At 42.5% G+C, this 23,885-nt stretch carries 28 protein-coding genes and 1 riboswitch; of the genes, 2 read left to right on the top strand and 26 right to left on the bottom strand.

The window, feature by feature from the left end:
- Positions 1-9: 9 nt before the first annotated feature.
- The 12 genes from T546_RS0101540 to T546_RS0101485 all read right to left on the bottom strand — a co-directional run bounded on the left by T546_RS0101540 (position 10) and on the right by T546_RS0101485 (position 11,972).
- A complete protein-coding gene (locus tag T546_RS0101540) occupies positions 10-903 on the bottom strand; it encodes a LysR family transcriptional regulator (protein ID WP_026890104.1) in 894 nt (297 codons plus the stop codon).
- A gap of 65 nt (positions 904-968) precedes the next feature.
- Positions 969-2,399 carry an adenylosuccinate lyase gene (purB, locus tag T546_RS0101535; RefSeq protein ID WP_026890103.1) on the bottom strand — a complete coding sequence of 477 codons (1,431 nt, stop codon included), beginning with the start codon at positions 2,397-2,399 and terminating at the stop codon, positions 969-971.
- 82 nt (positions 2,400-2,481) lie between these two features.
- The gene (purF, locus tag T546_RS0101530; RefSeq protein WP_026890102.1) at positions 2,482-3,924 is read right to left on the bottom strand and encodes an amidophosphoribosyltransferase; all 1,443 of its coding nucleotides are present in this window, start codon (positions 3,922-3,924) and stop codon (positions 2,482-2,484) included.
- Between the two features lie 25 nt (positions 3,925-3,949).
- On the bottom strand, positions 3,950-4,657 hold the full coding sequence (gene purC, locus T546_RS0101525; RefSeq protein ID WP_026890101.1) for a phosphoribosylaminoimidazolesuccinocarboxamide synthase: 708 nt from the start codon (positions 4,655-4,657) through the stop codon (positions 3,950-3,952).
- Positions 4,658-4,803: 146 nt separating this feature from the next.
- Positions 4,804-5,166 carry a hypothetical protein gene (locus T546_RS0101520; protein ID WP_026890100.1) on the bottom strand — a complete coding sequence of 121 codons (363 nt, stop codon included), beginning with the start codon at positions 5,164-5,166 and terminating at the stop codon, positions 4,804-4,806.
- 174 nt (positions 5,167-5,340) lie between these two features.
- Positions 5,341-5,646, bottom strand: a complete 306-nt coding sequence (locus T546_RS0101515; RefSeq protein WP_034597429.1) for a hypothetical protein — start codon at positions 5,644-5,646, stop codon at positions 5,341-5,343.
- Between the two features lie 75 nt (positions 5,647-5,721).
- Positions 5,722-6,480, bottom strand: coding sequence for a 4-hydroxy-tetrahydrodipicolinate reductase (gene dapB / locus T546_RS0101510; protein ID WP_026890098.1), 759 nt, complete (start codon positions 6,478-6,480; stop codon positions 5,722-5,724).
- A gap of 29 nt (positions 6,481-6,509) precedes the next feature.
- Positions 6,510-7,394 (bottom strand): 4-hydroxy-tetrahydrodipicolinate synthase, encoded by an 885-nt coding sequence (gene dapA, locus T546_RS0101505; protein ID WP_026890097.1) that lies wholly within the window; start codon positions 7,392-7,394, stop codon positions 6,510-6,512.
- A gap of 197 nt (positions 7,395-7,591) precedes the next feature.
- Positions 7,592-7,767, bottom strand: a riboswitch (Lysine riboswitch).
- Positions 7,768-7,787: 20 nt separating this feature from the next.
- Positions 7,788-8,294 carry a cob(I)yrinic acid a,c-diamide adenosyltransferase gene (locus tag T546_RS0101500; protein ID WP_026890096.1) on the bottom strand — a complete coding sequence of 169 codons (507 nt, stop codon included), beginning with the start codon at positions 8,292-8,294 and terminating at the stop codon, positions 7,788-7,790.
- A 127-nt stretch (positions 8,295-8,421) separates the two neighbouring features.
- A complete protein-coding gene (locus T546_RS0101495; RefSeq protein ID WP_024835343.1) occupies positions 8,422-9,048 on the bottom strand; it encodes a single-stranded DNA-binding protein in 627 nt (208 codons plus the stop codon).
- 202 nt (positions 9,049-9,250) lie between these two features.
- A complete protein-coding gene (gene typA / locus T546_RS0101490) occupies positions 9,251-11,092 on the bottom strand; it encodes a translational GTPase TypA (protein ID WP_026890095.1) in 1,842 nt (613 codons plus the stop codon).
- Between the two features lie 223 nt (positions 11,093-11,315).
- Entirely contained in the window at positions 11,316-11,972 is a 657-nt protein-coding gene (locus T546_RS0101485) for a YigZ family protein (protein ID WP_026890094.1), read from the bottom strand.
- A 173-nt stretch (positions 11,973-12,145) separates the two neighbouring features.
- Between T546_RS0101485 and T546_RS0101480 the strand changes: the two genes are divergently transcribed.
- A complete protein-coding gene (locus T546_RS0101480) occupies positions 12,146-14,797 on the top strand; it encodes a transglycosylase domain-containing protein (protein ID WP_026890093.1) in 2,652 nt (883 codons plus the stop codon).
- 67 nt (positions 14,798-14,864) lie between these two features.
- On the opposite strand, the gene spoVAE is transcribed toward T546_RS0101480, so the two are convergent.
- From spoVAE to T546_RS0101415, 14 genes are all read right to left on the bottom strand, one after another.
- Positions 14,865-15,221, bottom strand: a complete 357-nt coding sequence (spoVAE, locus tag T546_RS0101475) for a stage V sporulation protein AE (RefSeq protein WP_026890092.1) — start codon at positions 15,219-15,221, stop codon at positions 14,865-14,867.
- Positions 15,222-15,244: 23 nt separating this feature from the next.
- Complete coding sequence (spoVAD, locus tag T546_RS0101470; RefSeq protein WP_026890091.1) at positions 15,245-16,261, bottom strand: stage V sporulation protein AD; 1,017 nt, start codon at positions 16,259-16,261, stop codon at positions 15,245-15,247.
- A gap of 31 nt (positions 16,262-16,292) precedes the next feature.
- Positions 16,293-16,745 carry a SpoVA/SpoVAEb family sporulation membrane protein gene (locus T546_RS0101465; RefSeq protein ID WP_026890090.1) on the bottom strand — a complete coding sequence of 151 codons (453 nt, stop codon included), beginning with the start codon at positions 16,743-16,745 and terminating at the stop codon, positions 16,293-16,295.
- Positions 16,746-16,776: 31 nt separating this feature from the next.
- The gene (locus T546_RS0101460) at positions 16,777-17,205 is read right to left on the bottom strand and encodes a stage V sporulation protein AB (RefSeq protein ID WP_026890089.1); all 429 of its coding nucleotides are present in this window, start codon (positions 17,203-17,205) and stop codon (positions 16,777-16,779) included.
- A complete protein-coding gene (locus T546_RS0101455; RefSeq protein WP_024835335.1) occupies positions 17,192-17,818 on the bottom strand; it encodes a stage V sporulation protein AA in 627 nt (208 codons plus the stop codon). Before T546_RS0101455 ends, T546_RS0101460 begins: the two co-directional genes overlap by 14 nt.
- The gene (locus T546_RS25485; protein WP_166429786.1) at positions 17,815-17,976 is read right to left on the bottom strand and encodes a hypothetical protein; all 162 of its coding nucleotides are present in this window, start codon (positions 17,974-17,976) and stop codon (positions 17,815-17,817) included. The genes T546_RS0101455 and T546_RS25485 overlap by 4 nt, the downstream gene beginning before the upstream one ends.
- Positions 17,977-18,039: 63 nt before the next feature.
- Positions 18,040-18,753 carry an RNA polymerase sporulation sigma factor SigF gene (gene sigF, locus T546_RS0101445; RefSeq protein ID WP_024835334.1) on the bottom strand — a complete coding sequence of 238 codons (714 nt, stop codon included), beginning with the start codon at positions 18,751-18,753 and terminating at the stop codon, positions 18,040-18,042.
- Between the two features lie 5 nt (positions 18,754-18,758).
- The gene (gene spoIIAB / locus T546_RS0101440; RefSeq protein WP_084326062.1) at positions 18,759-19,193 is read right to left on the bottom strand and encodes an anti-sigma F factor; all 435 of its coding nucleotides are present in this window, start codon (positions 19,191-19,193) and stop codon (positions 18,759-18,761) included.
- 10 nt (positions 19,194-19,203) lie between these two features.
- On the bottom strand, positions 19,204-19,545 hold the full coding sequence (locus T546_RS0101435; RefSeq protein ID WP_024835332.1) for an STAS domain-containing protein: 342 nt from the start codon (positions 19,543-19,545) through the stop codon (positions 19,204-19,206).
- 100 nt (positions 19,546-19,645) lie between these two features.
- Positions 19,646-20,962: a tetratricopeptide repeat protein gene (locus T546_RS0101430; RefSeq protein ID WP_026890087.1), complete on the bottom strand. Its 1,317-nt coding sequence runs from the start codon at positions 20,960-20,962 to the stop codon at positions 19,646-19,648.
- An 11-nt stretch (positions 20,963-20,973) separates the two neighbouring features.
- Positions 20,974-21,114 carry a hypothetical protein gene (locus T546_RS25480; RefSeq protein WP_166429785.1) on the bottom strand — a complete coding sequence of 47 codons (141 nt, stop codon included), beginning with the start codon at positions 21,112-21,114 and terminating at the stop codon, positions 20,974-20,976.
- Entirely contained in the window at positions 21,101-22,411 is a 1,311-nt protein-coding gene (locus tag T546_RS0101420) for a bifunctional folylpolyglutamate synthase/dihydrofolate synthase (protein ID WP_051629556.1), read from the bottom strand. The genes T546_RS25480 and T546_RS0101420 overlap by 14 nt, the downstream gene beginning before the upstream one ends.
- A 120-nt stretch (positions 22,412-22,531) precedes the next feature.
- Complete coding sequence (locus T546_RS26080; RefSeq protein ID WP_278246279.1) at positions 22,532-22,657, bottom strand: hypothetical protein; 126 nt, start codon at positions 22,655-22,657, stop codon at positions 22,532-22,534.
- 31 nt (positions 22,658-22,688) lie between these two features.
- Positions 22,689-23,072, bottom strand: coding sequence for a RidA family protein (locus T546_RS0101415; RefSeq protein WP_026890085.1), 384 nt, complete (start codon positions 23,070-23,072; stop codon positions 22,689-22,691).
- 182 nt (positions 23,073-23,254) lie between these two features.
- Between T546_RS0101415 and T546_RS0101410 the strand changes: the two genes are divergently transcribed.
- The gene (locus tag T546_RS0101410; protein WP_026890084.1) at positions 23,255-23,869 is read left to right on the top strand and encodes a DUF1836 domain-containing protein; all 615 of its coding nucleotides are present in this window, start codon (positions 23,255-23,257) and stop codon (positions 23,867-23,869) included.
- Positions 23,870-23,885: the final 16 nt, after the last annotated feature.

Genomic DNA, 23,885 nt, shown 5'->3' with positions numbered 1-23,885 from the left:
GTCATAATCTTAGCTTATATCATTATTCATGAGCTGCAATAGCCCCTTGCCAGCCGGTGACACAGGCGTTTTTTTATCTGTAATAATGGAAAAATGACGTTTGGGCATTTCCTCCTGAAACTTTAATTGTATCAGATTCCCCCGTTCCAACTCCACCTTTGCAAATCCCGACATCACGCAGCCAATCCCAAGGTTTCGCATGGCAAACTGAACGATCATATCGCTGGTGGACAGTTCAAATTCAGGTTCCAGTTCCACACCTCGCTCCGCCAGGAACCCATCCATAAAGGCTCTTGTACTCGTATTTTTCTCCAGAAAAATACAAGGAAGTTCTTTTAAGACTTCATAGTCCAGCTTTTTCCCTTCCAAATACCGGAACTTCTCTCCCGCTACAAAAACATTCTCGATTTCCTTTACAGGGGTGGAAATGACCTCAGGTCTTGCATCAAAAGGAGTACTCACCACTCCAAAATCAATTTTTCCCTCATAGAGAAAGCGAAGAGTTTCCGAGGTCGGTCCGTTGGATACTGTTACCTTAATTCCAGGATGAAGCTCATGGAACTTTTCCAGATAAGGAAGCAGATAAAATTGCAGGGTCATATCACTTGCCCCAATCCGAACCTCTCCGGTATCCAGACCCTTCATACGGCTAAGCATATTCTCCCCATGCCAGATGCTGTCCAAACCGGTTTTTACATAATCGTAGAAAAATTCTCCCTCTCTGGTCAGCCGGACACCTTTTGAAGTCCTTAAAAAAAGCTGGCTGTCTAAGGCCTGCTCCAATTGTCTCACCGCCTGGCTTACCGCCGGCTGCGAGATACACAATTTTTCTGCTGCCAATGTTATACTTCCCAGTTGAGCCACATAATAAAACACTTTATAGTATTCCAGATTAATGCTCATGAATTCCTCCTGATAACGACAAAAGGCAGGCAGACTAAAATGATTTCAGTCTGCCCGCACTATGACTACACGTTAATTTCTGCTGTCATACCAAGGATCTCTTTATTCTTCTCAAGAAGAGGATTGATGACCTCCTCCAGATAGTTGGATACCTGGTATGGGGCACAGCCAACGTATTTTTTCATCTCCATGCTCTTATTTAAATCTTCAAGAGTCAGATTAAAGGTAGGATCTTCTGCAATCAGCTCCAGAAGATTATTGTCAAGACCACGTTCTTTTACATTACGTCCCGCTTCCATGGATAACTCCCGGATTCTCTCATGAAGCTCCTGGCGGTCTCCTCCAGCCTTTACAGCGTCCATCATAATGTTTTCTGTTGCCATAAAGGGAAGCTCTGCCATCATATGCTTTTCAATTACTTTTGGATAAACAACAAGTCCGTCCACAACATTTAAGTAAAGATCTAAAATTCCGTCAATGGCTAAAAATCCTTCCGGAATGCTAAGGCGTTTATTGGCAGAATCGTCAAGAGTACGTTCAAACCACTGGGTGGAAGAAACAAGCATTGGATTCATCACATCTGCCATTACATAGTTGGAAAGGGATGCAATTCTCTCGCTTCTCATTGGGTTTCTTTTATATGCCATAGCAGAAGAACCGATCTGGCTCTTCTCAAAAGGCTCCTCAATTTCCTTTAAATGCTGTAACAGACGGATGTCGTTGGAAAATTTATGGGCGCTCTGAGCAATGCCTGCTAACACATTGACCACACGGCTGTCCACTTTTCTGGAATAGGTCTGTCCGGAAACCGGATAGCAGCCGGCATAACCCATCTTATCCGCGATCAGGGTATCCACCATCTTCACCTTTTCCATATCTCCATCAAACAGCTCTAAAAAGCTTGCCTGAGTTCCTGTCGTTCCTTTGGAACCAAGAAGACGGATGGAATCCAGAAGAAAATCCAAATCTTCTAAATCCATGGTCAGATCATGAATCCATAGAGTGGCACGCTTTCCTACTGTGGTTGGCTGTGCCGGCTGAAAATGAGTAAATGCAAGGGTAGGCAGTTCTTTGTATTCGTCTGCGAATTTTGCTAACTCTCCAATTACATTAATCAGCTTCGTTCTCACAAGCTTAAGGGCCTCTGTCATTACAATAATATCCGTATTATCCCCAACGTAGCAGGATGTTGCTCCTAAATGAATGATGCCCTTTGCTTTAGGACACTGAACACCATATGCATAAACATGGGACATAACATCATGACGGACCTCTTTTTCCCTTTGTCTGGCCACATCATAATTAATCTCATCCTGGTGCGCCTTTAACTCTTCTATCTGTTCTTCCGTTACTGGAAGACCCAGTTCTTTTTCTGCTTCCGCAAGTGCAATCCACAGCTTTCTCCATGTTTTAAATTTCTTATCCGGTGAAAAAATGTACTGCATCTCTTTGCTGGCATATCGCTCAGACAGCGGGCTTTGGTAACGATCTGTCATGTTTCCTATATTCCTCCTTGGGTGATGTTAATGTAATGGTATCATATTTTTAAACATTTGGGAAGAGGAAGGGAAACTGCTATTACTTGTTGTATTCTCCCCTGATATCCTCTTTTGGCGGTTCAATGGGATAATTACCGCTAAAGCATGCGGTACAGATAGGCAGTCCTTCTGCCATGCCTGCAAGCCGCTCGATTTTCAAATAAGAAAGAGAATCCGCTCCCAAAACCTCCCTGATCTCATCAACGGTCCGGTTATGGGCAATGAGCTGATCCTGGTCTGGAATGTCGGTTCCAAAGTAACAGGGGTGGAGAAACGGAGGGGCACTGATTCGTACATGCACTTCTTTTGCTCCTGCTTCCCGAAGCATATTGACGATAAGTGCGCTGGTGGTACCTCTGACAATGGAATCGTCAATCATTATGACACGTTTCCCTGCCACCGCCTCTTTTAGGACATTTAACTTGATTCTTACGGAGGATTCCCGGTTGCTCTGCTTTGGCTTAATAAATGTCCTGCCCACGTAAGAGTTCTTTACAAATGCAGTTCCATAGGGAATCCCTGATTGAAGGGAATAGCCAAGAGCTGCTGCATTGCCGGATTCAGGCACTCCTACTACAAGATCCGCATCGATAGGCGAATCCATGGCCAGGGCGCGGCCTGCGCTTAATCTGGCATGATAGACACTGACTCCGTCAAACACACTGTCAGGTCTTGCAAAGTAAATATATTCAAAGACGCATCTTGCTTCTTTTGATGTATCCTTTGGACAAAGGCTGGTATCTGATTTAATGCCTTCTTTTGTAATGGTAACAATCTCTCCTGGCCTTACGTCCCGTACAAACTCAGCTCCAATGGTATCCAGAGCACAGCTTTCCGATACGATAATATAAGCATTATCTCTCTTTCCAATGCATAATGGCTTGAAACCATAGGGATCTCTGGCCCCAATCAGTTTACGGGGGCTCATAACCACCAGGGAATAAGCTCCCACGATTTTTTTCATGGCATTGGCTACAGCCGCCTCGACGGAAGGTGTTTTCACACGCTCCCTGGCGATGTGGTAAGCAATTACCTCGGAATCTATGGTTGTCTGGAAGATAGCACCATCATACTCAAGCTCTTTTCGCAGCTCCGGTGCATTCACCAGATTACCGTTATGAGCCATGGCAAGAGTACCCTTTACATAATTAAGAACAAGAGGCTGCGCATTCTCTCTGGTGCTGCTGCCAGCTGTGGAATAACGAACATGACCTACTCCGATATTGCCGTGAAGGCTTTCTACTATCTCAGGAGTAAATACCTCATTACATAACCCCATCCCTTTATGGGCACTTACTTTCCCTTTGGGACCTTCTGTATCGCTGACGGCAATTCCGCAGCTCTCCTGGCCTCTGTGCTGTAAAGCAAATAATCCGTAATAAATGGTAGATGCAACGTCAGCGCCGTCAAAATCATACATACCGAAGACGCCACATTCCTCATGCAGCTCTTCCTCAATGTTGAAGTTCAATTCGTTACTCATCTATTAATTTTCCCTCTCTGTGCGTTTACTGGATTCCAAGTCGGCGGAAAACTTCCTCGTATGCGCCTTCCACATCTCCCATATCTCTGCGGAAACGGTCCTTGTCCAGTTTTTCATGGGTATCCTTATCCCATAATCTACAGGTATCCGGAGAAATCTCATCAGCCAGAATGATACTTCCATGATATCGGCCGAATTCAATCTTAAAATCAATGAGATCAATATTTAAAGCGTCAAAATATTCAATCAGCACTTCATTTACCTTAAATGCATACTTTGAGATAGCATCAATTTCTTCCTGAGTTGCAAGGTTTAAGGCAAGTGCGTAGTAATCGTTGATGAAGGGGTCACCTAAGTCATCGTTTTTATAGCTGAATTCAAGAGTCGGACAAGAAAACTTTATGCCTTCTTCCATTCCCATCTTTTTGGCGAAGCTGCCGGCGGAGAAATTTCTGATAATTACTTCAAGAGGTACGATCTCCACTTTTTTTACCGCTGTTTCACGGTCATTTAATTCTTCTACCAGATGTGTAGGAACACCTTTGGCTTCTAACTTTTTGAAGATAAAATTGGTCATTCGGTTGTTAATCGCACCTTTTCCAACGATAGTGCCTTTTTTCAGACCATTGAACGCTGTAGCATCATCTTTATATGAAACAATTAATACGTCCGGATCTTCCGTCGTATAAACCTTTTTTGCTTTTCCTTCATACAGCATTTCTTTTTTCTCCATGGCATCCACCTGTCCTTTTCTGAATTAATTTATAAGTTTTTCAAATAAAACTCTGGTGTTTCAGTAGAAATTATAATACAGTAAAAATAGGATTGCAACTGATTTTCTTATTATAAATACTAATGACCAACCCATGGTTCTGTTTCTCAATCAGGTTTTAAGAACGCGGAACGCTCCACCTTCCTCCACAGTTTCACCTTTCCTTCTTTTAAATCCAGAAAAAATCCATTTTCCTTACTTTCGCCTTCCTTACCAGAGTTTAGACCATGGTCTTTTGTCTCAAGCTCCAGCTCCTGATTCATGGAAAACAGGAATCTGGAATAATAAAGGATGTCCTTTTTGTATTTTGGAAAAAGAATGACGGATTCTAAAAAAACAAGCAAAATCAGGCAGATTCTGGCAGAATATAATAAGCCCTTTCCTTTGTCAGCAGTCAGATGAACACTTCTCCAGGGCTTTCTTCTATTATTATAACAAGTAACTCTATACTTTTTAAATCTCTCTGTCATAAAAAACGACTCCTGAAAAAGCAATTAATTGAGGGGAACAAGGAAATGGGAATGGTTGATAAGTAAAGAAACAGCCTAAAATAAGGCGAGATATGTTGCACTTAATTATACCTTATAACAAAAAAAGCTTCAAGCACAAAATTTTGCCTGAAGCTCTTTCCGTTATAATCCAGCTTATTTCGCTACTGTAGTCTCAGTGGTTGGCTGGCCATTGCTTTCGCCTGTAATTTTGTCTACACCTTTTTCTACATCATTGACAACACCATTCACAACTCCAGTGCTTTCGGTTCCTGCTCCAGCGGCTCCTGATGTAGTTTCTTTGGCTGTGGTTGTGTCAGCTTTGGTAGCTGCTGCTGTAGTTGTTGTTGCTCCAGTGGTAGCTGCGGAAGTACCGCCGTTATTCTTTGTTCCGCAAGCGGAAAGAGACAAAACTGTAATAATTACAAGAAGGGCAATAACATATGGTTTTATTCTTTTCATAATACATTCTCCTTTCATTTTCTACGATTAGTATGTGTAGAGGCAGAATGAATTATAGTGGAAAATATTGGAAATTTAGGATTCAATTACATCTTTCATGGTATATAATCCCGGACCTTTTCCTGCCAGGAATTTTGCAGCAGATACGGCTCCCTGTGCAAAAATCGCCTTGGAATAAGCAGTGTGATTAAAGGTAACAACTTCATCTTTCCCTGCAAAGATCACATCATGCTCTCCCACAATCGTACCACCACGTACCGCCTGAATTCCGATCTCTTTCTTATCTCTGGCTTTTCTTACCTGGCTTCTGTCATAAACGTAATGATATTCCTGGTCCATTGCTTCATTAATAGAATCTGCCAGCGCAAGCGCAGTCCCGCTTGGCGCATCCAGCTTCTTATTATGATGCTTTTCTAAAATTTCAATATCAAATCCAGCAACAGCAAGTACTTCTGCAGCCTCCTTAACCAGCTTCATAAGCAGGTTTACACCCAGAGACATATTGGCCGACCGCAGTACTGCAACATGATCAGAAGTCTCTTCTATCTTTTTGATCTGTTCTTCCGACAGACCAGTGGTACAAACCACCACAGGAATCTTATGCTCCCTGCTATAGTCAAGAAGTCCATCCACTGCTTTGGCAGAAGCGAAGTCAACAATCACATCAGCTGGAACATCACATTCTTCCAGGGAAGAGAATACGGGATAGGAATCATTCTTCCTGTCCTGCGGATCGATTCCTGCCACAATCGTAATATTCTTTTCTTCTGCTGCAAGCCCGGTAATGACCTGTCCCATTGCCCCGTTGCAGCCGTGCATTATCATCTTAATCATGTTTTCCTCCTAAGTATATCTTTTACCGATTATAAAATTCCATACTCTATCATGGTTTTTTTCAAGCACTCCTGATTCTTCGGTTCCATCTCTGTGAGAGGCAGACGAAGCGGTCCTGCATTCTTACCCATTAAATTTAAAGCAGCCTTAACCGGAATCGGATTTACTTCACAAAAGAGAGCATTAATAAGAGGAATGGCATCAAGCTGTAATTTGGCACTTCGCTTTACATCACCGTCAAAATAAGCCTGGCAAATCTCGTGAGTCTGGGAAGGAGCCACATTGGAAAGGACTGAGATCACGCCTTTTCCGCCAAGGGATAAGATAGGTACGATCTGATTGTCGTTGCCGGAATATACGTCAGCCTTTCCATCAGTTAAGTACATTAAGTCTGCTACTGCACAGAAATTACCGCTTGCTTCCTTTACGCCTAAGATATTAGGCACATTCAGGCATAAATCAGCTATGGTCTCTGCTTTAATATCCACACCGGTTCTGGAAGGAACATTATATAATAAAATAGGAATCTTCACCTGATCAGCAATGGTTTTAAAATGGATTTTCAAACCCTTTTGAGTTGCTTTATTATAGTAAGGAGACACTAAAAGAAGTCCGTCAGCACCATATTTTTCCGCCTCCTGGGACAGATAAACAGCGGTATCGGTACAATTAGAGCCTGTTCCGGCAATCACCGGAATTCTCTTATTGGTTACCTCACATACGAATTTGATAACATCCACATGCTCCTCATGAGTCATAGTAGAAGCTTCTCCTGTAGTCCCACAGGCTATGATGGAATCTGTTCCTCCTGCAATCTGTTCCTCGACCAGCTCTTCCAGCTTTTCGTAGTTTACTTCTCCGTTTTCCTTAAATGGTGTTACCAGCGCAACACCGGCGCCTTCAAAAATTGCCATGATCTCATCCTCCTGATCCATTTTCATCATACATAGTAAACCTTCATCCGGCAATAATGCCTTCTTACTGTTTTCCTGTAGGCAGTCTCCAAAAGCCACCAAGTACTTTGGCTGGCGCATTTGAATGGCTGTAAACGAAAAAACAGAGCTGACAGCAGGGTCAGCTCTTAAAGTACAGAATTTGGTAATATCATCTCTCTTTAAGTAGCTCCCCATCCAACTTGGATGACAGTCATACGGCTCTTAACCATATGCCCAGAACGGATACGCTCAGGACGTACCGAACTTCGGCGTCTCTTCCTTCCCTCTGCCCTCATCTGTACCTGATACATCGGACAGAGTACTAATAAGCAACGCAACCTCTACTCTATTATGTATGTTACCATACTATCATTATTGTTTTGTGTTGTCAACTTTAACATGATTGATTTCCAAAATGCTGTCTACATAAGGTTCTATCTCTTTGGAAAATACCTTACCGGTCAATATGACCTCCATGTCATCAACCTTTGACTGTAACAGGCGGATCAGCTCCTCAGCCTCTACAATGTTTTGGTCCAGTATTCCAAGAATCTCATCGAGGATAAGCAAATCGCATTCCCCTGTGGAGAGGACTTTTCTGGCAAAATTAAGACCATTGCGGATGTTCATCCGCTCCTCTTCCTGCTCTTCCTTTGACAGATTTTCAAAGAAACCATCACTTTTTTCGAAACGGAATATCTTCATCTCCGGTTCCAGGCGCTTGATAATATCAAGGGAACCCCTTCCGGTACAGCCTTTTAAAAACTGTATAATGATAACACTCCTGTTTTTCATAAGAGCTTCGATTCCCATACCAAATGCAGCTGTGGTCTTTCCTTTTCCTTCGCCGCATATTACTTGTATCGTACCTCTATTCATCCTTTCGCACCTCATAACAGCTAAAATGCAATAACATACATATTACGTTAGAACCTGCTTATAGTATCATAAATTTAAAACTTTTGCAAGTTTTCTTACCATTTTCTTAATATATGAGCCACAGTTTTTACTCTGTACATTCCAGTTTGCTGACGGAGACTTCATAAGCAATACGCTTTTCACATTCTGTCTCACTTAATTTTTTGGTATACTCCCTGCTTTGAACCCTGCCCCATACCTTAACTCTGGTGCCTACGTTGAAACCGGAAGCATATCTGGCATTTCTTCCCCATGCAATACAGGGTATGTAATCGGATTTCCCATAGGGCCGGTTCACTGCCAGCAGCAAATCAGCGATTTCCCTTCCAAGGGGAGTCTTTCTATAGATGGGAGCTTTACATATGTATCCATCCAGTAAAATCTGATTGGTCTTTGTATAATCGGTAAATTCTTCCATAAAATGGATCTCTCTTACAAACACAGAAAGCACCAGGCGGTTTTTCGTTCCTTCATGGCGATTGTATGAACGGAACTGTCCAACTGCCTCGATTGTACATCCAGAGTAATCTCCATTGACATCGATCAGGCGTTCTGAAATCATGAGAGGTATGACATCAGCTTGATCGCTTAAACGGTTTACTGCCAGATCCACCATATAGAATCCTTCTCCAAACACCTCATGGCTAAAGGTGAAGCCGGAGACAATCTCCCCGATAACGCTTACTTTGTTGTTTTCAATCATTTTTTCTGACATTGTATTTCTCCTCTTCTTTCACTTATTTGCTAATACGCTTCACAGCTATTATTAAATTTATGAGGCAGAACACACAAAAATGATATAAAACAATCCAAAAATATCGACAGGACCAGGCATAATGCACAAAAAATAATGGGGAATGCTGGTCCAACACCGTTTTCTCGGCGATGAACGTCAGCATTCCCCATGATATTACAGATTAACCTAAAGATTTTTTATTAGCAGTTGTTCTTTTTCTAACGGTCGGATCAAGAATCTTCTTTCTGATACGAAGGCTTACAGGAGTGATCTCTAAAAGCTCATCGGTATCAATGAAATCAAGACACTGCTCTAAGCTCATATCTCTTGGAGGAGTCAGCTTAAGAGCATCGTCTGCACCAGAAGAACGAGTGTTGGTCAGTTTTTTTGATTTGCAGACATTGATTTCCATGTCTTCTGCCTTTGGATTCTGTCCGATTACCATACCAGAGTAAACCTTTACGCCTGCGCCAATGAAAAGAGTACCTCTTTCCTGAGCATTGTAAAGACCGTAGGTAATGGATTCTCCTGATTCATAAGCGATTAAGGAACCAGTCTTTCTGTAAGAGATTTCTCCCTTATATGGTGCATAACCGTCAAAAGCAGTGTTCATAATACCATTTCCCTTAGTATCTGTCATGAATTCCCCACGGTAACCAATAAGACCTCTGGAAGGAATGGAGATTTCCAGCCTTGTATATCCGCCGTTGGCAGGACTCATGCCCTGAAGCTCGCCCTTACGGCTGGTAAGCTTTTGGATAACAGCTCCGGTGAATTCTTCCGGAACATCGATATAAGCGATTTCCATAGGTTCAAGCTTCTGGTTTCTCTCATCGTAATGATAGAGAACCTCTGCCTTACTAACTGCGAATTCAAAGCCTTCTCTTCTCATGTTCTCAATTAAAACAGATAAGTGAAGCTCTCCTCTACCGGATACCTTAAAGCTGTCAGGAGAATCTGTCTCTTCTACACGAAGGCTGACGTCTGTATTTAATTCTCTGAAAAGACGCTCTCTGATATGACGGGAAGTTACGAATTTTCCTTCCTGGCCAGCGAGAGGGCTGTCATTGATAATAAAGTTCATAGCAATGGTAGGCTCAGAAATCTTCTGGAATGGGATAGCTTCCGGATTCTCTGTAGAGCAGAGGGTGTCACCGATATGGATATCAGCAATACCAGAGATAGCTACGATGGCACCAATGGATGCTTCCTGTACTTCTACCTTATTCAGACCTTCATACTCATAAAGCTTACCTACTTTAACCTTGCGGAATTTGTCAGGTTCATGATGATTTACGATAACACAGTCCTGATTGACACGGATTTTGCCGTTATCCACTTTACCTACACCAATACGGCCTACATACTCATTATAATCGATGGTACTGATTAAAAGCTGAGTAGATGCATCCGGATCACCTTCTGGTGCTGGAATCTGGTCGATAATAGTCTGGAATAAAGGAGCCATATCCTCTGATGGGTCATCCAGAGTCTTTTTGGCAAATCCTGTTTTCGCAGATGCGTAAACAAATGGACAGTCAAGCTGCTCCTCGGTGGCATCAAGGTCCATAAGAAGCTCTAAGATCTCTTCCTCAACTTCTTCAGCTCTAGCTTCCGGACGGTCGATTTTATTAATACAGGTAACTACGGAAAGTCCCAGCTCTAATGCTTTTCTAAGAACGAACTTTGTCTGAGGCATAACACCTTCATAAGCATCAACGACAAGTACAACACCGTTAACAAGCTTTAAAACTCGTTCTACTTCTCCACCGAAATCGGCATGTCCAGGTGTATCAATGATGTTGATTTTGGTATCTTTGTAGTGAACTGCTGTATTTTTTGACAGAATCGTGATTCCACGCTCTCGTTCAATATCATTGGAGTCCATGACGCGCTCCATAACTTCCTGATTTTCACGGAAAATACCGCTTTGCTTTAACAAGGCATCTACTAATGTGGTTTTACCGTGGTCGACGTGGGCAATAATTGCCACATTTCTTACGTCTTCTCTTTTCATCTTCATAAAATGTACTCTTCTTTCTCTTCTTTCAACAAAGAATGCCCCCCAGCCGTCAAAAAGCACAGTGCCAGAGAACCTTTTTATAATACAGGTTCTGCTATCCTATATCATAAAAAACTAAGGACATTTTTGCCCTTAGTTCCATTAACATTATCACAATTAGCAAGTATAACATCCAGTTTTTCATATTGCAAGATTTTTTTCTTGTTTTTTTATAGGAACGTTCCTATTCCTCAAACAGAATCACTTCCTTATTCAGTATGCTGTAATAGACTTCAAATAATTCAGTCATCACAGCTTTTCCGCTGGTAGCCTCTGTAATTTCGGCATTTAATTTGCCAAGCTTCTCATCCGGCACAAGTACAATGAGTTCCACCCGGTCCGTATAATTACTTTCCAGCGTTTTCATATCCAACTGGCCAAGAATGTACTGTATTTTACCAATTCCATTATAATCTGTCAGGATGGAAACTTTTTTTGCCGGTTCGATGGTAAGCACCGTACAGGCATTCAGCCCTTCCTTTACAGCACCGGAATAAGCTCTTACAAGGCCGCCTGTCCCTAAGAGAGTTCCTCCGAAATAACGGGTCACCACCACACAGATATTGACGATATTCTCCCGTTCCAGAACATCTAACATGGGCTTTCCCGCCGTCTGGCTGGGTTCTCCGTCATCACTGGAACGTTTTTCTTCCCCGTTCTTTCCTATGATCCAGGCATAGCAGTTATGGCTGGCATCCCAATATTTCTTCCTAAGCTCATCAATGAAAGCCACTGCTTCCTCTTCTGTTTTTACCGGCCGGAACGTTGCAATAAAACGGGATTTTTTCTCTGTAATCTCTCCCACTGCTCCTTCATATAAAATCCGGTAAGCGTTTCTCATAAGCATCCTCATTTCTTCCTTATTTCCTGATCTCGGAAATTTTCTCTCATTATAACTAAAATTGTGTCACCAATCAAGCCTGCATGTATATTTCCCCATTTTTTCTCCGAAAATGGTAAGTGTTGAATTGCTATACAATTTTTGGTATAATGAACCGGTAAAGGAGGTTTCCTATGAATTACGGCAAACACGCGACAGAGAAGAAAATTCGATCTGCCAATTCAAAAGCAAGGAAATATACCACCAAGGTTTTTCTGGCTTTTATAAAAAGTCTATTTGTATTATGCTTATTCGGCGGTATTGTAGCTGCCAGTGTGGGAATCGGCATGGTAAAAGGAATCATAGACAATACTCCTGATGTAGATATCTCTACAATCGTACCTAATGAATACGCTTCCACCGTCTATGACAGCGCAGGCAATGTAACAGAAACCCTGGTTACAGCTGGTTCTAACAGAGAGGAAGCTACTTATGAGGAACTTCCAAAGAATTTAATAAATGCATTCGTAGCCTATGAAGATTCCAGGTACTGGGAGCACAACGGCATTGACTTACGGTCCATACTCCGTGCCATAAGGGGTGTTCTGACCAATGATTCGTCCGCAGGCGGAGGCAGCACCATCACTCAGCAGCTGATTAAGAACAGCGTATTTGGCGGCGGTATGGAAAAAAGCTTTGGAGAGCGTCTGGAACGTAAGTTTCAGGAATGGTATTTAGCGGTCAAGCTTGACGGTGCCATGTCAAAGGAACAGATTATTACCAATTATTTAAACACCATTAATCTGGGCAATAACACCTTGGGAGTAAAGGTAGCCGCAAAGAGATATTTTAATAAGGATGTAAAGGATTTATCCCTGTCAGAATGTGCAGTTTTGGCTGGAATTACACAGAATCCGTCTAAATTCAACCCAATTTCAGAACAAAAAGCCAACGCTGCCAAGCGGAAGGTAATTCTTCAATATATGAATGACCAGGGTTATATTTCAAACGATGAGGAAGAAAAGGCTTTGGCTGACGATGTCTATTCCAGAATCCAAAATGTGGACACGGCTGCCAAGGAAACTTCTACTCCCTATAGCTACTTTACCGATGAACTTGTTGAGCAGGTTATTCAGGCCATGAAATCGGAGCTTGGATATACGGAAACACAGGCCCATAACATGCTCTACAGTGGCGGACTTTCCATTTATACTACCCAGGACCCTAATATGCAGTCCATTGTGGATGAAGAAATCAACAATCCGGAGAATTATTCGGCTGCCCGCTATTCCATTGAATACCGCCTATCCGTTACTCATAAGGACGGTACCACGAAGCATTATTCTGACAAAAACGTAATTAGCTTTCATAAAGAAATTAAGAATCAGCAATTTGACGGTCTTTATAATAATGAGGATGAAATCAATGCGGATATCAATGATTACAAGGCAGAGGTGGTCAAAGACGGGGATACCATTATCGGTGAACGGCTTCATAAAACCCTGGAACCTCAGGCTTCCTTTGTCCTGATGGACCAAAGGACCGGTGAAGTAAAGGCAATCAGCGGAGGCAGAGGGCCAAAGGTCGCCAGCCTCACCTTAAACCGGGCTACCGGCACGTTTCGTCAGCCTGGTTCTACCTTTAAGATTCTTACTTCGTTTGCGCCTGCTATGGATACAAGCGGTGCAACGTTAGGAACTGTTTACTACGATTCCCTTTATAAAGTAGGTAATAAAACATTTTCCAACTGGTACAGCTCTGGCTATCAGGGATATTCAAGCATTCGGGATGGTATTGTCTATTCCATGAATATTGTTGCAGTCCGCTGCTTAATGGAGACCGTTACTCCTCAGCTTGGAGTGGAATATGCCAGAAACTTTGGAATCACTTCTCTTACGGATACGGACTTTAATCCGGCGCTTGCACTTGGAGGTATTACAAAGGGTGTTTCTAATCTGGAGCTGACAGGAGCTTTTGCAACTGTGGCAAATGGCGGTGTTTATACAAAGCCTGTATTTTTCACAAAGATCCTGGATCATGACGGAAAGATCCTGATTGAAAACAAGCCGGAAACCCACCGGGTGCTAAAGGATTCCACTGCATTTCTCCTGACAGATGCCATGGCTGACTCTATGAAAAGCAGCAGAAAGTTTTCAAGCAACGGCCCATCTTCAACCAGTACGGCCGCCAGCATCCCTGGCATGTCCGCGGCAGGAAAAAGCGGAACTACGTCAGCCAATAATGATATCTGGTTCGTGGGATACACTCCCTACTATACAGCAGGTATCTGGGGCGGATGTGATGACAATCAAAAGCTTACCAAACAAAACGGTGGTACGTCGTTTCATAAAGCAATCTGGCGAAAAATCATGACCCGGGTTCACGAGGGTATGTCAGATCCCGGCTTTCCAGTGCCGGATAGTGTAGAAACGGCCCAGATTTGCAGAAAATCAGGAAAACTTGCTGTTACAGGAGTTTGTACCGATGATCCCAGAGGCAATGCCGTGTATACAGAATATTTTGCAAAAGGGACGGTACCTACGGAAGTATGCAACAATCATGTACGAGCTACGGTTTGTTCTGTTTCTCATAAGCTTCCAACTCCTTACTGCCCTGTGCGAACCACTGCAGTATTTATCGCACTCCCTTCCGGAGATGAGACAGCTACCGATGATTCGAAATATGCAATGCCTGGCTACTGTACCATCCATTCGGCAAATTCCTTTATCATACCACCGGGTAATGATACGGAAGGTCCCGGAACAGGAGAAGACAGACCCAGTCAGTCCCCGCCAGGATATGTCCCCCAGACTCCAGGCGGAGTGTTTGGACCATGGGGATTTTAATTGAAAGATAAGATTTGGATGCAAAGAGAGGAACGCTCCTATTTCAGCGTTCCTCTTTCTTTTTCATTTAGCTCTTCATCTTCGGCTTAAATATGACTGAGCCAAGATATCCAAAAATCAATGCACCTGATATTCCTACTGCACTTGCAGTAAATCCGCCTTTAAATATTCCAAGGAACCCATCTTCCCCCATGCTCTTCCACACGCCCTTCCAAAGGCTGTTACCAAAGCCAAGAAGCGGAACTGTCGCACCCGCCCCTGCCCAATCAGAAAAGGGCTGGTAGATTCCTATTGCACCTAATATACTTCCGGTTACCACCAGGAGCACCATAATGCGCCCAGGCATAAGTTTTGTATTGTCCATCAGGATCTGAATCAATGCACAGATCAGACCTCCTACAACAAATGCTTTCACATAGTCCATAGCGTTCTCCTTTCTTCATTTGATTAGTTGCCTATATGCTCGATTACCACACCGTGAGCAATTCCTGGAATCGACTCTCCTTCATTGAAGCTGACCGTGGATAAAAGTGCGCCGGTGGGTACAAACAAAACCCGCTTCCACTCTCCGCTGTGTACCTTGGGAAGAATGTAGGAGCACAGTGTAGACGCTGCACATCCGCAGCCGCTTCCTCCGTTATGGGTATCCTGAGTTTCACTGTCAAAGATCTCAATCCCGCAATCCGTATGAACACTTTCCAGATTATGGCCTTTATTTTTCATAAAATCCAGTAAAATGGTTCGTCCAACGCTTCCTAAATCTCCTGTTATTATCTTATCATAATAGGACTCATCTACATTAAAATCTTCAAAGTTCTGCTGGATGGTATGAAAGGCCGAAGGTGCCATGGCAGCTCCCATATTCATGGAGTCTTTAATGCCCATATCCACCATACGGCCGGTTGTAATTCCTGATATCGCTGCAATGCCTTCATTTTTATTTTTTCCAAGAATCACAGAACCACAGCCCGTTACGGTCCATGAAGATGAAAACGGTCTCTGATTTCCATAGCTTAATGGAAAACGGAATTGTTTTTCCGCCGTAGCAAAATGACTGGAGGCCATAGCCATAACCTTATCTGCAAAGCCTCCTGCAACCGCCATGGCGCCTAGATTTAACGCCTCTCCCATGGTGGAACAGGCACCGAATAAACCAAACAACGGAATTTCCAGATCAACGGTTCCAAATGATGTCGCAATCAGCTGTCCCAGCAAATCTCCTGCAAACAGATAACGGATATCCTTTCTTCTTATATCTCTTTTTTCTATGGCCAGATCAGCGGTCTGCTTCTGGAGCGCACTTTCTGCTTTTTCCCAGGTATCGGCTCCAAACATATCGTCCTGCTCTACCATATCGAACAATTTACCAAGGGGGCCTTCCCCTTCCTTTTTGCCGACAATGGAAGCCATGCTTTCAATGATCGGCGGTTCTTCAAATTTAATACTCGCTTTTCCTAGCTGCATATTCTCTCTCCATTTCTCTGATTGTTCATTCCTACAGTATGCCAAAAGCCTTTAATACATAGGCGATGACTCCAAGGATCCAGGAGCTTAAAATGCCATATAAAATAACAGGTCCGGCTATGGTGAATATCTTACAGCCGATACCAAATATCTGTCCTTCTGACTTAAATTCAACGGCAGGAGCTACCACTGAGTTTGCAAAGCCTGTAATTGGCACCAATGCACCAGCTCCTCCGAATTTTACAATTTTGGGATAAATATTAAGACCGGTCAAAATGACACTGGAAGCAATTAATATTAAGGTAGTCCATGCGGAGGCAGCCTCTTTCTCTAACCCTCCGTTCATAAACATGTTTGTACTGAACTGACCGATGGTGCAGATGATTCCTCCCACCAGAAAGGCTTTTACGATATTTGGCCACTTTTTGTTTACTGGTGTCACTTCTTTTACATAAGCTTCATAAGCTTTTTTGTTAATTTCCATTTTTTCCTCCATTCTGTATGATCGTTCCTGTTTATTTTCCGAACCGTTCGGCAAAAAATACTAGAGACCCTAGCAGCTTGCCGATTCCTATGGAAAGAATAATGTACTGCAAGCCTACTCCAAGATTAATTCTTCGGCAAAAAATAGGCAGCGCCTTTAATGTTTCTGCTAAAGACATGACTAAACACCCTATGAAAACGCCTACGGATAAACCGTAGATTCCCAGCACCAGATTTCCTCCATAACCGATCGGAAATTTATAAAGATCCATGACATTTCCAGTGATTCCGCCTAAAATAATGCATGTTTCAAAAAGAATAATGTGATTACTTGTCTTCGTTGCACTGATAATTCTGGGAAATATTCCAATCATTACCAAAAATGCAAAAACGCCGGCTGCGATAATGCCGCCAGCGCTTAACCCGATCAGACAAAGAAATACTTCATTAAGAGATATCAATGTCCTGCTCCTTTCTTCCATCGTTCTGGATTAAGGTTTTGCTGACGTTGTCCTCGTAAAGCCGCATTTCAACCTCTATAGGTGTCGGATCGGAAGTAATCTTAAACTTTGCAAAATGATTAAAAAAGCCTATAATTCCAAGTGCCAGACCTACAGAATAGCTGACTTCCAGTATTGTAAATCCACTGGACTCCTTCCTCATAATGATTTGATAGATTTCCTTAAAAACATCTCCTACGCTGACGTCATTGTTAAATGTCATAATTGCAAATGAAGCTCCACAAAAGGAAATAATGCATACTACAATGGTTTTAATCCATTGCCAGACCCAGTTGGGCTTTTTCTTTTTGTGGTAATCAATGATGTAATTAACTTCTCCCACATTATTTACAGAGATAGAAGGATCCATCTCCACCAGCTTTTTGATAACGTCAAGAGTGCTTTCAATATAACGTTCATTCTTATCCAGGTGAATGGTCTTAATGCGCAGAGCTTTGCATTTATTCATAACAGCCGTATCATCACAGTAAACATCTGCTACGTCCTTTAACTGGATCTCCTTATGATGAACCTCTGTGATCTCGCTGATATTTAAGTAAACGGTTTTGCTCATAACATCATCATCCCCAATCCTGGAAATGCCTTTACAAGAGTACCTTCCTTTTCAAGCCCATCCGGCATAACTGCAATCATATACCAGATAGCAACCGCAATTGCAATCAGGCACAAAACAAGTAACGCCATGACCAGCTTATGTTTTACGGATTCCATACGTGCTCACATCCTTTTCTCTGGTTTTTCATGTTTAGTATGAGCCGTAGGATTTTTTTTATTCTATAATTTTTCTCGCATTTGCTTTAAAATCTTTTTTTCCAGCCTTGAAACCTGAACCTGGGAAATGCCAAGCTTTGTCGCAATCTGACTTTGTGTTTCATTGTAATAATAGCGTCTGATGATGATCTCTCTGTCTTTATCCGAAAGCTGAGAAAGCAGGTCCCGAAGCACCATGCGATTTAAAAGTTCTTCCTGGGCTGAGCTTTCCTCTTCGATCTTATCAATGAGCAAAATGCTGTTTTCATCATTTTTATTGACAGAACGGTATAGAGACTCTACCTCTGCTCCTGCTTCAATGGATGCCGCAACTTCTTCTTTACTGGCCCCGATTTCTCCGGCGATCTCCTCCACCGTAGGTTCTCTTCCAAAACGAAATATGAGTTCTTCCCGGACGCGCTTTACCTTAAGAGCCGTTTCCTTGATGGAACGGCTGACCTTTATGATTCCATCGTCTCTTAAAAAACGTTTGATTTCACCTGTTATCATAGGCACTGCGTACGTAGAGAATTTTACATCATAGGATAAATCGAACTTATCAATTGCCTTCATCAGTCCGATAGATCCAATTTGAAATAAATCCTCTGGTTCGTAGCCGCGCCCCGTAAATCTGCGCACAATACTCCAGATCAAGCCGAAATTGTCGGTTACAAGCTGATCTCTTGCCGCTTTATCTCCTTCGTGAGCCATTTCTATCAATCTCATGGTCTCATCCATAAGGCTCACCCGCTGATCTTCTTTTTCATGGTCACGGCAGTTCCTTCTCCTGGGGCCGATAGTACCTCCACCTGATCCATAAATGCTTCCATGAAGGAAAATCCCATTCCTGAGCGTTCTCCATCCGGATCCGTGGTATACATTGGCTCCATTGCCTGCTTAACATCTGGTATCCCTACCCCTGTGTCCCGGATGGTGATAGAGATTTCCTGATCAATAACCGCTACCTCCAGGTAGATGATTCCTCCTTCTCCCCGATATCCATGAATGACTGCATTGGTAACTGCCTCCGACACGGCTGTTTTCACATCATCCACCTCTTCCAGAGTCGGATTGAGTCTTGCCATAAAGACTACAACTGCGACTCTGGCAAACTCCTCATTTTTCGATAAGGCTTCTAATTCCATTTTTAGAACTTCTGGTTTATTCTGTTCAGACATATGTTCCTCCTCAACCTGTGACTGCAGCTTCTTTTGAGTCATATAGTTTCATTAATTTTAAAATGCCTCCCATTTTAAGAATGCGGAGAGCCTGGGCTCCTGCACCATAGATCGCAACGGTTCCCCCGCTTAAAGCCATTTGTTTATAACGATTCAGCAAAATTCCTAAACCCGAAGAATCCATAAATCTGGTTTTTGAGAAGTCAAACAAGATGCGTTTGATATAGTTCTCAGACAGGATTAAATCGGTTTCATATTTAAGCCCTGAGCAGTTATGATGATCCAGCTCCTCCGGCAGATGTACGATCAGGGTATGACCTTCTGCCTCATATGTAAAGTGCGGTTGATTCATATGCAATCTCCTCCATTCCTAATTTTCTGCCCGTAATAGAAAAAAAAGACACTACAAAAAAGGTGTTTTCTTCTGTAGTGTCTTTCTTTAATACTGCATCTTAAAAACCGCGTTCGGTTTTTGCCTTAGTTGTTAATTCTGGGTCCTTGCTGTTATTGATAACATCGGAGAACAGTCCATTGGCCTGATCCTTTTGTCCCATTCCTTTGTAGATAACTGCTGCCTTATATTTAGCCTGCCAGCTTGCTGGCTTTAGCTCAAAGCACTTTGAGTAGTAGACAAGAGCAGTAGGGCTATCTCCGGCTGCCATGGATTTATCTCCAAGGCCTTCCAGAATGGTAACGCCATTTTCTGCCATATCTTTTCTGATTTCCCCTATCACAGCCTGTACCCCTTCTGCCGTTATCAGAGTCGGATCCAAACCGGCATACAGCTTAACTGCGGTTGGAAAATCATTCTTTTTGTAAGCATTGAGAATGCCGATGACTGCCTGATACTGGGCAAGAATGTTATCTGCATTGTTGGTCAGAGAGGCAAGGGAATCCTCTGCTGCCTGTTTTTCTGTTTTTAAAGTCTCAAGCTGATCATTCAAGCTATCGGACTTTTTATTGGCCTGGCTTAATTGCTCGCTGTATTTTGAAATTTCCTTATTGTGGTTTTCGTTGATCGACTTTGTCTGGGCCGGCATGACCAGAAAAAAGATGACCGCTGCTCCTAAGACAAGTCCTGCCAGAATATTTAATACCGCCTGATCCTTGGTATTCTCCCGGTAGCTTGGTGGAATGATTACATCATCATCTTCCATCTGCCTGTGGGATACGGCATTTTTAAACTTCCGCTTTTCCGGCTCTCGCTCCGGTTTTATTGCCACTCCAGTGGTCTTTAACAGCGACTTATAATAAAGGGCCTTCGGATTGTTGCAGTCCATCTGAAGGACCTTATTGATGGCCTTTGATGCCTTTTGGTAATCTTCTCTTGCAATGCTTAAAAGAGCGAATAACAGCTGAGCCTTTACATAGCCTGGCTTTCCTTCCACAACCTTGTTAAGCTGTAAAATCGCCAGATCTTCGCTGCCGTTTTGCGCATAGACCAACGCCTGATTAAACCTTCGCACCGTACGGCGCTCATTATCCATGGTTCCTTTTTTCCGCTGTATCTCTCCCAGATAATAATCTGCCCGGTTGTCTTCGGGCTGTAGGTTCATACTGATTACCCACTGTACAAGAGCATCGCCCACCTCTCCGACCTCATAATAAATCAGTCCCAGAAGGTTCCTGGCATCTGTCATATACTTATTGAAATGCAGGCTTTTTTTCAGACATTCTGCTGCTCCGGTCAAATCCCGCAGCCTTGCTCGTTCCAGTCCCATGTTGTAATAGCTGTTAGCAATCACACGGGTTTTTCTTACATAATCCATATTTTAACCGCCTATTCCTTGCTGACTTCTTTTATAAGACCCATCATGATATCATTCATGTCTGTAAGATCACTTTTCACAATGGCATCTTCCACTGCATCTACCTCAAGGCTTGGCCTGTATTCATTCATTTCAGCTTCAAAATCTATCATATTTGTTCCTCCTTAAAACCGCTTTTATCTCACCCATCAGATAGAGGGAGCCTACACAGAAAACCAGGCAGTCTTCCTCTTTTTCATGAAGCAGGGCTGACAGAGCTTCTTCCACAGAAGAATATCCCTTTACCTCCCTTATACAGACCTCTTTAAACTCATTGAGCAGAATATCTGTATGAAGTCCTCTTTCTGAATCAATATGCGTCACCGCCACCTTGTTTATTGGCAGCGATTCTGCAATCTTTTTTATCATAAGGCCGTGGGCCTTATCAGAAACTGCAGAAAACAGAAGATCGGCTTTCTTTTGCCTTGTTTGGCAAAGCCTGCCTGCTGCTTCTATAAACGCTTCAATCCCTGCCGGATTATGGGCTCCGTCTAAAAACACCCCTGTCATAACTTCTTCCATTCTGGCCGGCCACCGCATATTGGAGAAGCCTTCCTTGATTCCCTTTATATCTCCCAGCCCGGCTGCCAATAAAGCACGGAAGGAGATAAGGGCATTCATCACCTGATACTCTGCATGGGAAGGGATAAAAAATTCATGGTAATCTCCATTGATGTCTGAAAGTCTGACACCATATCCCTCATCCGTTTGCTCTGTAATCTGGTAACCATGCTTGTCCACCGGATAGAAGGAGACGCCCAGCTCTTTTGCCCTGTTTTGGATCACGAAAGCTGCCTTTGTATCATTATTGTCGAAAACGACCGGTACACCTTCTTTTATAATTCCAGCTTTTTCTCCTGCTATCTTTTCTATGGTATCTCCTAAATATTCTGTATGGTCCAGACTGATAGAGGTAATTACCGAAACAACGGGGTTCCTTACGACGTTGGTGGTATCCAATCTGCCTCCCATACCTGTCTCCAAAATAACGTAATCCACTTCTGCCTCGTGGAACAAATCCATAGCCATATAAAAAAGAAATTCAAAATAAGTGGGATGGCAAAATCCCTTATCCATCATCACCTCAGAAAGCTCTTTGATCCGCTCACAGCTTTTGGAAAATAGAGCTTTCGGAACCATCTCTCCATTGATACAAAAACGTTCTCTGATATCAACCAGATGGGGAGAGGTAAACGTTCCCACCTTAAAGCCTGAGCTTAGTAAGGCAGACTGTAAAAATGCACAGACCGAACCTTTTCCGTTGGTTCCAGCTACGTGAAAGATTCTCATGCTCTCATCCGGATCTCCCATTACGTTTAAGAACCTTCGGATGTGTAAAAGGGAATTCTTCTTTCTTGCCCACATTGGAATCCGGTCTAAGTATTCTTCTGCCGTTTCGTTCACATTCATCGTAAGAGTACCAACTTCCATTATTAAATTAATCCTAATTTTCTTCCTAAAGGTTAAAACTTCCCCTCGATTCGTAATAGAATCTATCGAACTTCCTCAATTTATTATAATATAAGTCCGTCAATATGCAACCCATTTCTTTCGCAAAAAGCCCTTAATTTCTACAAGCAGCCCCGATTTTACTCTTGGAAGCAGTATATTTAAAAAGGGGAGCACCGCATCCTTACCTGCTGTACTCCCTTTCATCTTTCTGTTATGTTTGATTCTTTCAGGCTTTTTATTCTCCCAAATAAGCCACTGCTTCAATTTCAATCAGGGAATCTTTGGGAAGAGCAGCTACCTCAAACGCAGCTCTGGCTGGATATGCACCTTCAAAAAATTCAGCATACACTTCATTCATAGCGCTGAAATCGCTGATGTTTTTTAATAATACTGTAGTTTTTACGATGTTAGCCATGGTAAGACCATCGCTTTTAAGGATAGCTCTGATATTTGTCAAAGCTTGTCTTGTCTGGGAAGCAATATCCTCACCTGCAAATACTCCAGTCGTAGGATCAATGGGAAGCTGTCCTGAAATAAATACCATATCACCGCAGCGCATTCCCTGAGAATATGGTCCAATGGCTGCCGGAGCATTTTCTGTCGCAAGTACTTTTTTCATAATTTGTGTATCTCCTCTCCTAAGCTAAATGAATAGTTCTAGATTATCATACATTCTTTAAAAGTCAAGATTATCTTATTTATCACCTTTTACCTCTTGTCATCTGGTATTGAATACTATATAATATGACAAAGGGTATCATCCCTTATGTGCGGCATTTTGCGCACAGAACGGAGGAACATATGAAAACAAACGACGAAAGAATGCAGGATATTTTAGAGCATCTGAAATCTCTTCAGCATATAAAGCCGGAAACAATCCCTAACATTGATTTATATATGGATCAGGTCACTACATTCATGGATGAGCATTTAAAGGATACCAAACGCTATCCAAATGATAAGGTTCTTACAAAGACCATGATAAACAACTATGCAAAGAACAATCTTCTTCCGGCTCCTAATAAAAAGAAATATACGAGAGAACACATTCTTTTACTGATTTTTATCTATTATTTTAAGAATCTTCTTTCCTTCCATGATATTGAACAGCTTTTTAAACCGATTACGGATAAGCATTTTAATACGCCCGAAGATCTGCCTTTGGAAGAGATCTACAAGGAGATCTTTTCTCAGGAAGAATCTGAGCTTAGCCGCATTAAAGAAGATATTATGGATAAATTGGAAAAATCAAAGACTGCATTTACTGATAAGAACTTAGATCCTGAGGATCAGGAATATCTTCAGCTCTTCACCTGGATCTGCGGGCTCTCCTTTGACGTCTATCTAAAAAAGCAGGTCATTGAACAGCTTATTGACGGGTTATCCGAAACGGATTCTATGAAGAAGAAAAAATAAAGCATAACAGGGGACA

The organism is [Clostridium] aerotolerans DSM 5434 (genome assembly GCF_000687555.1).
Classification (GTDB): Bacteria; Bacillota; Clostridia; order Lachnospirales; family Lachnospiraceae; genus Lacrimispora; species Lacrimispora aerotolerans.
This window is presented reverse-complemented; position numbering and strand designations above follow the sequence as displayed.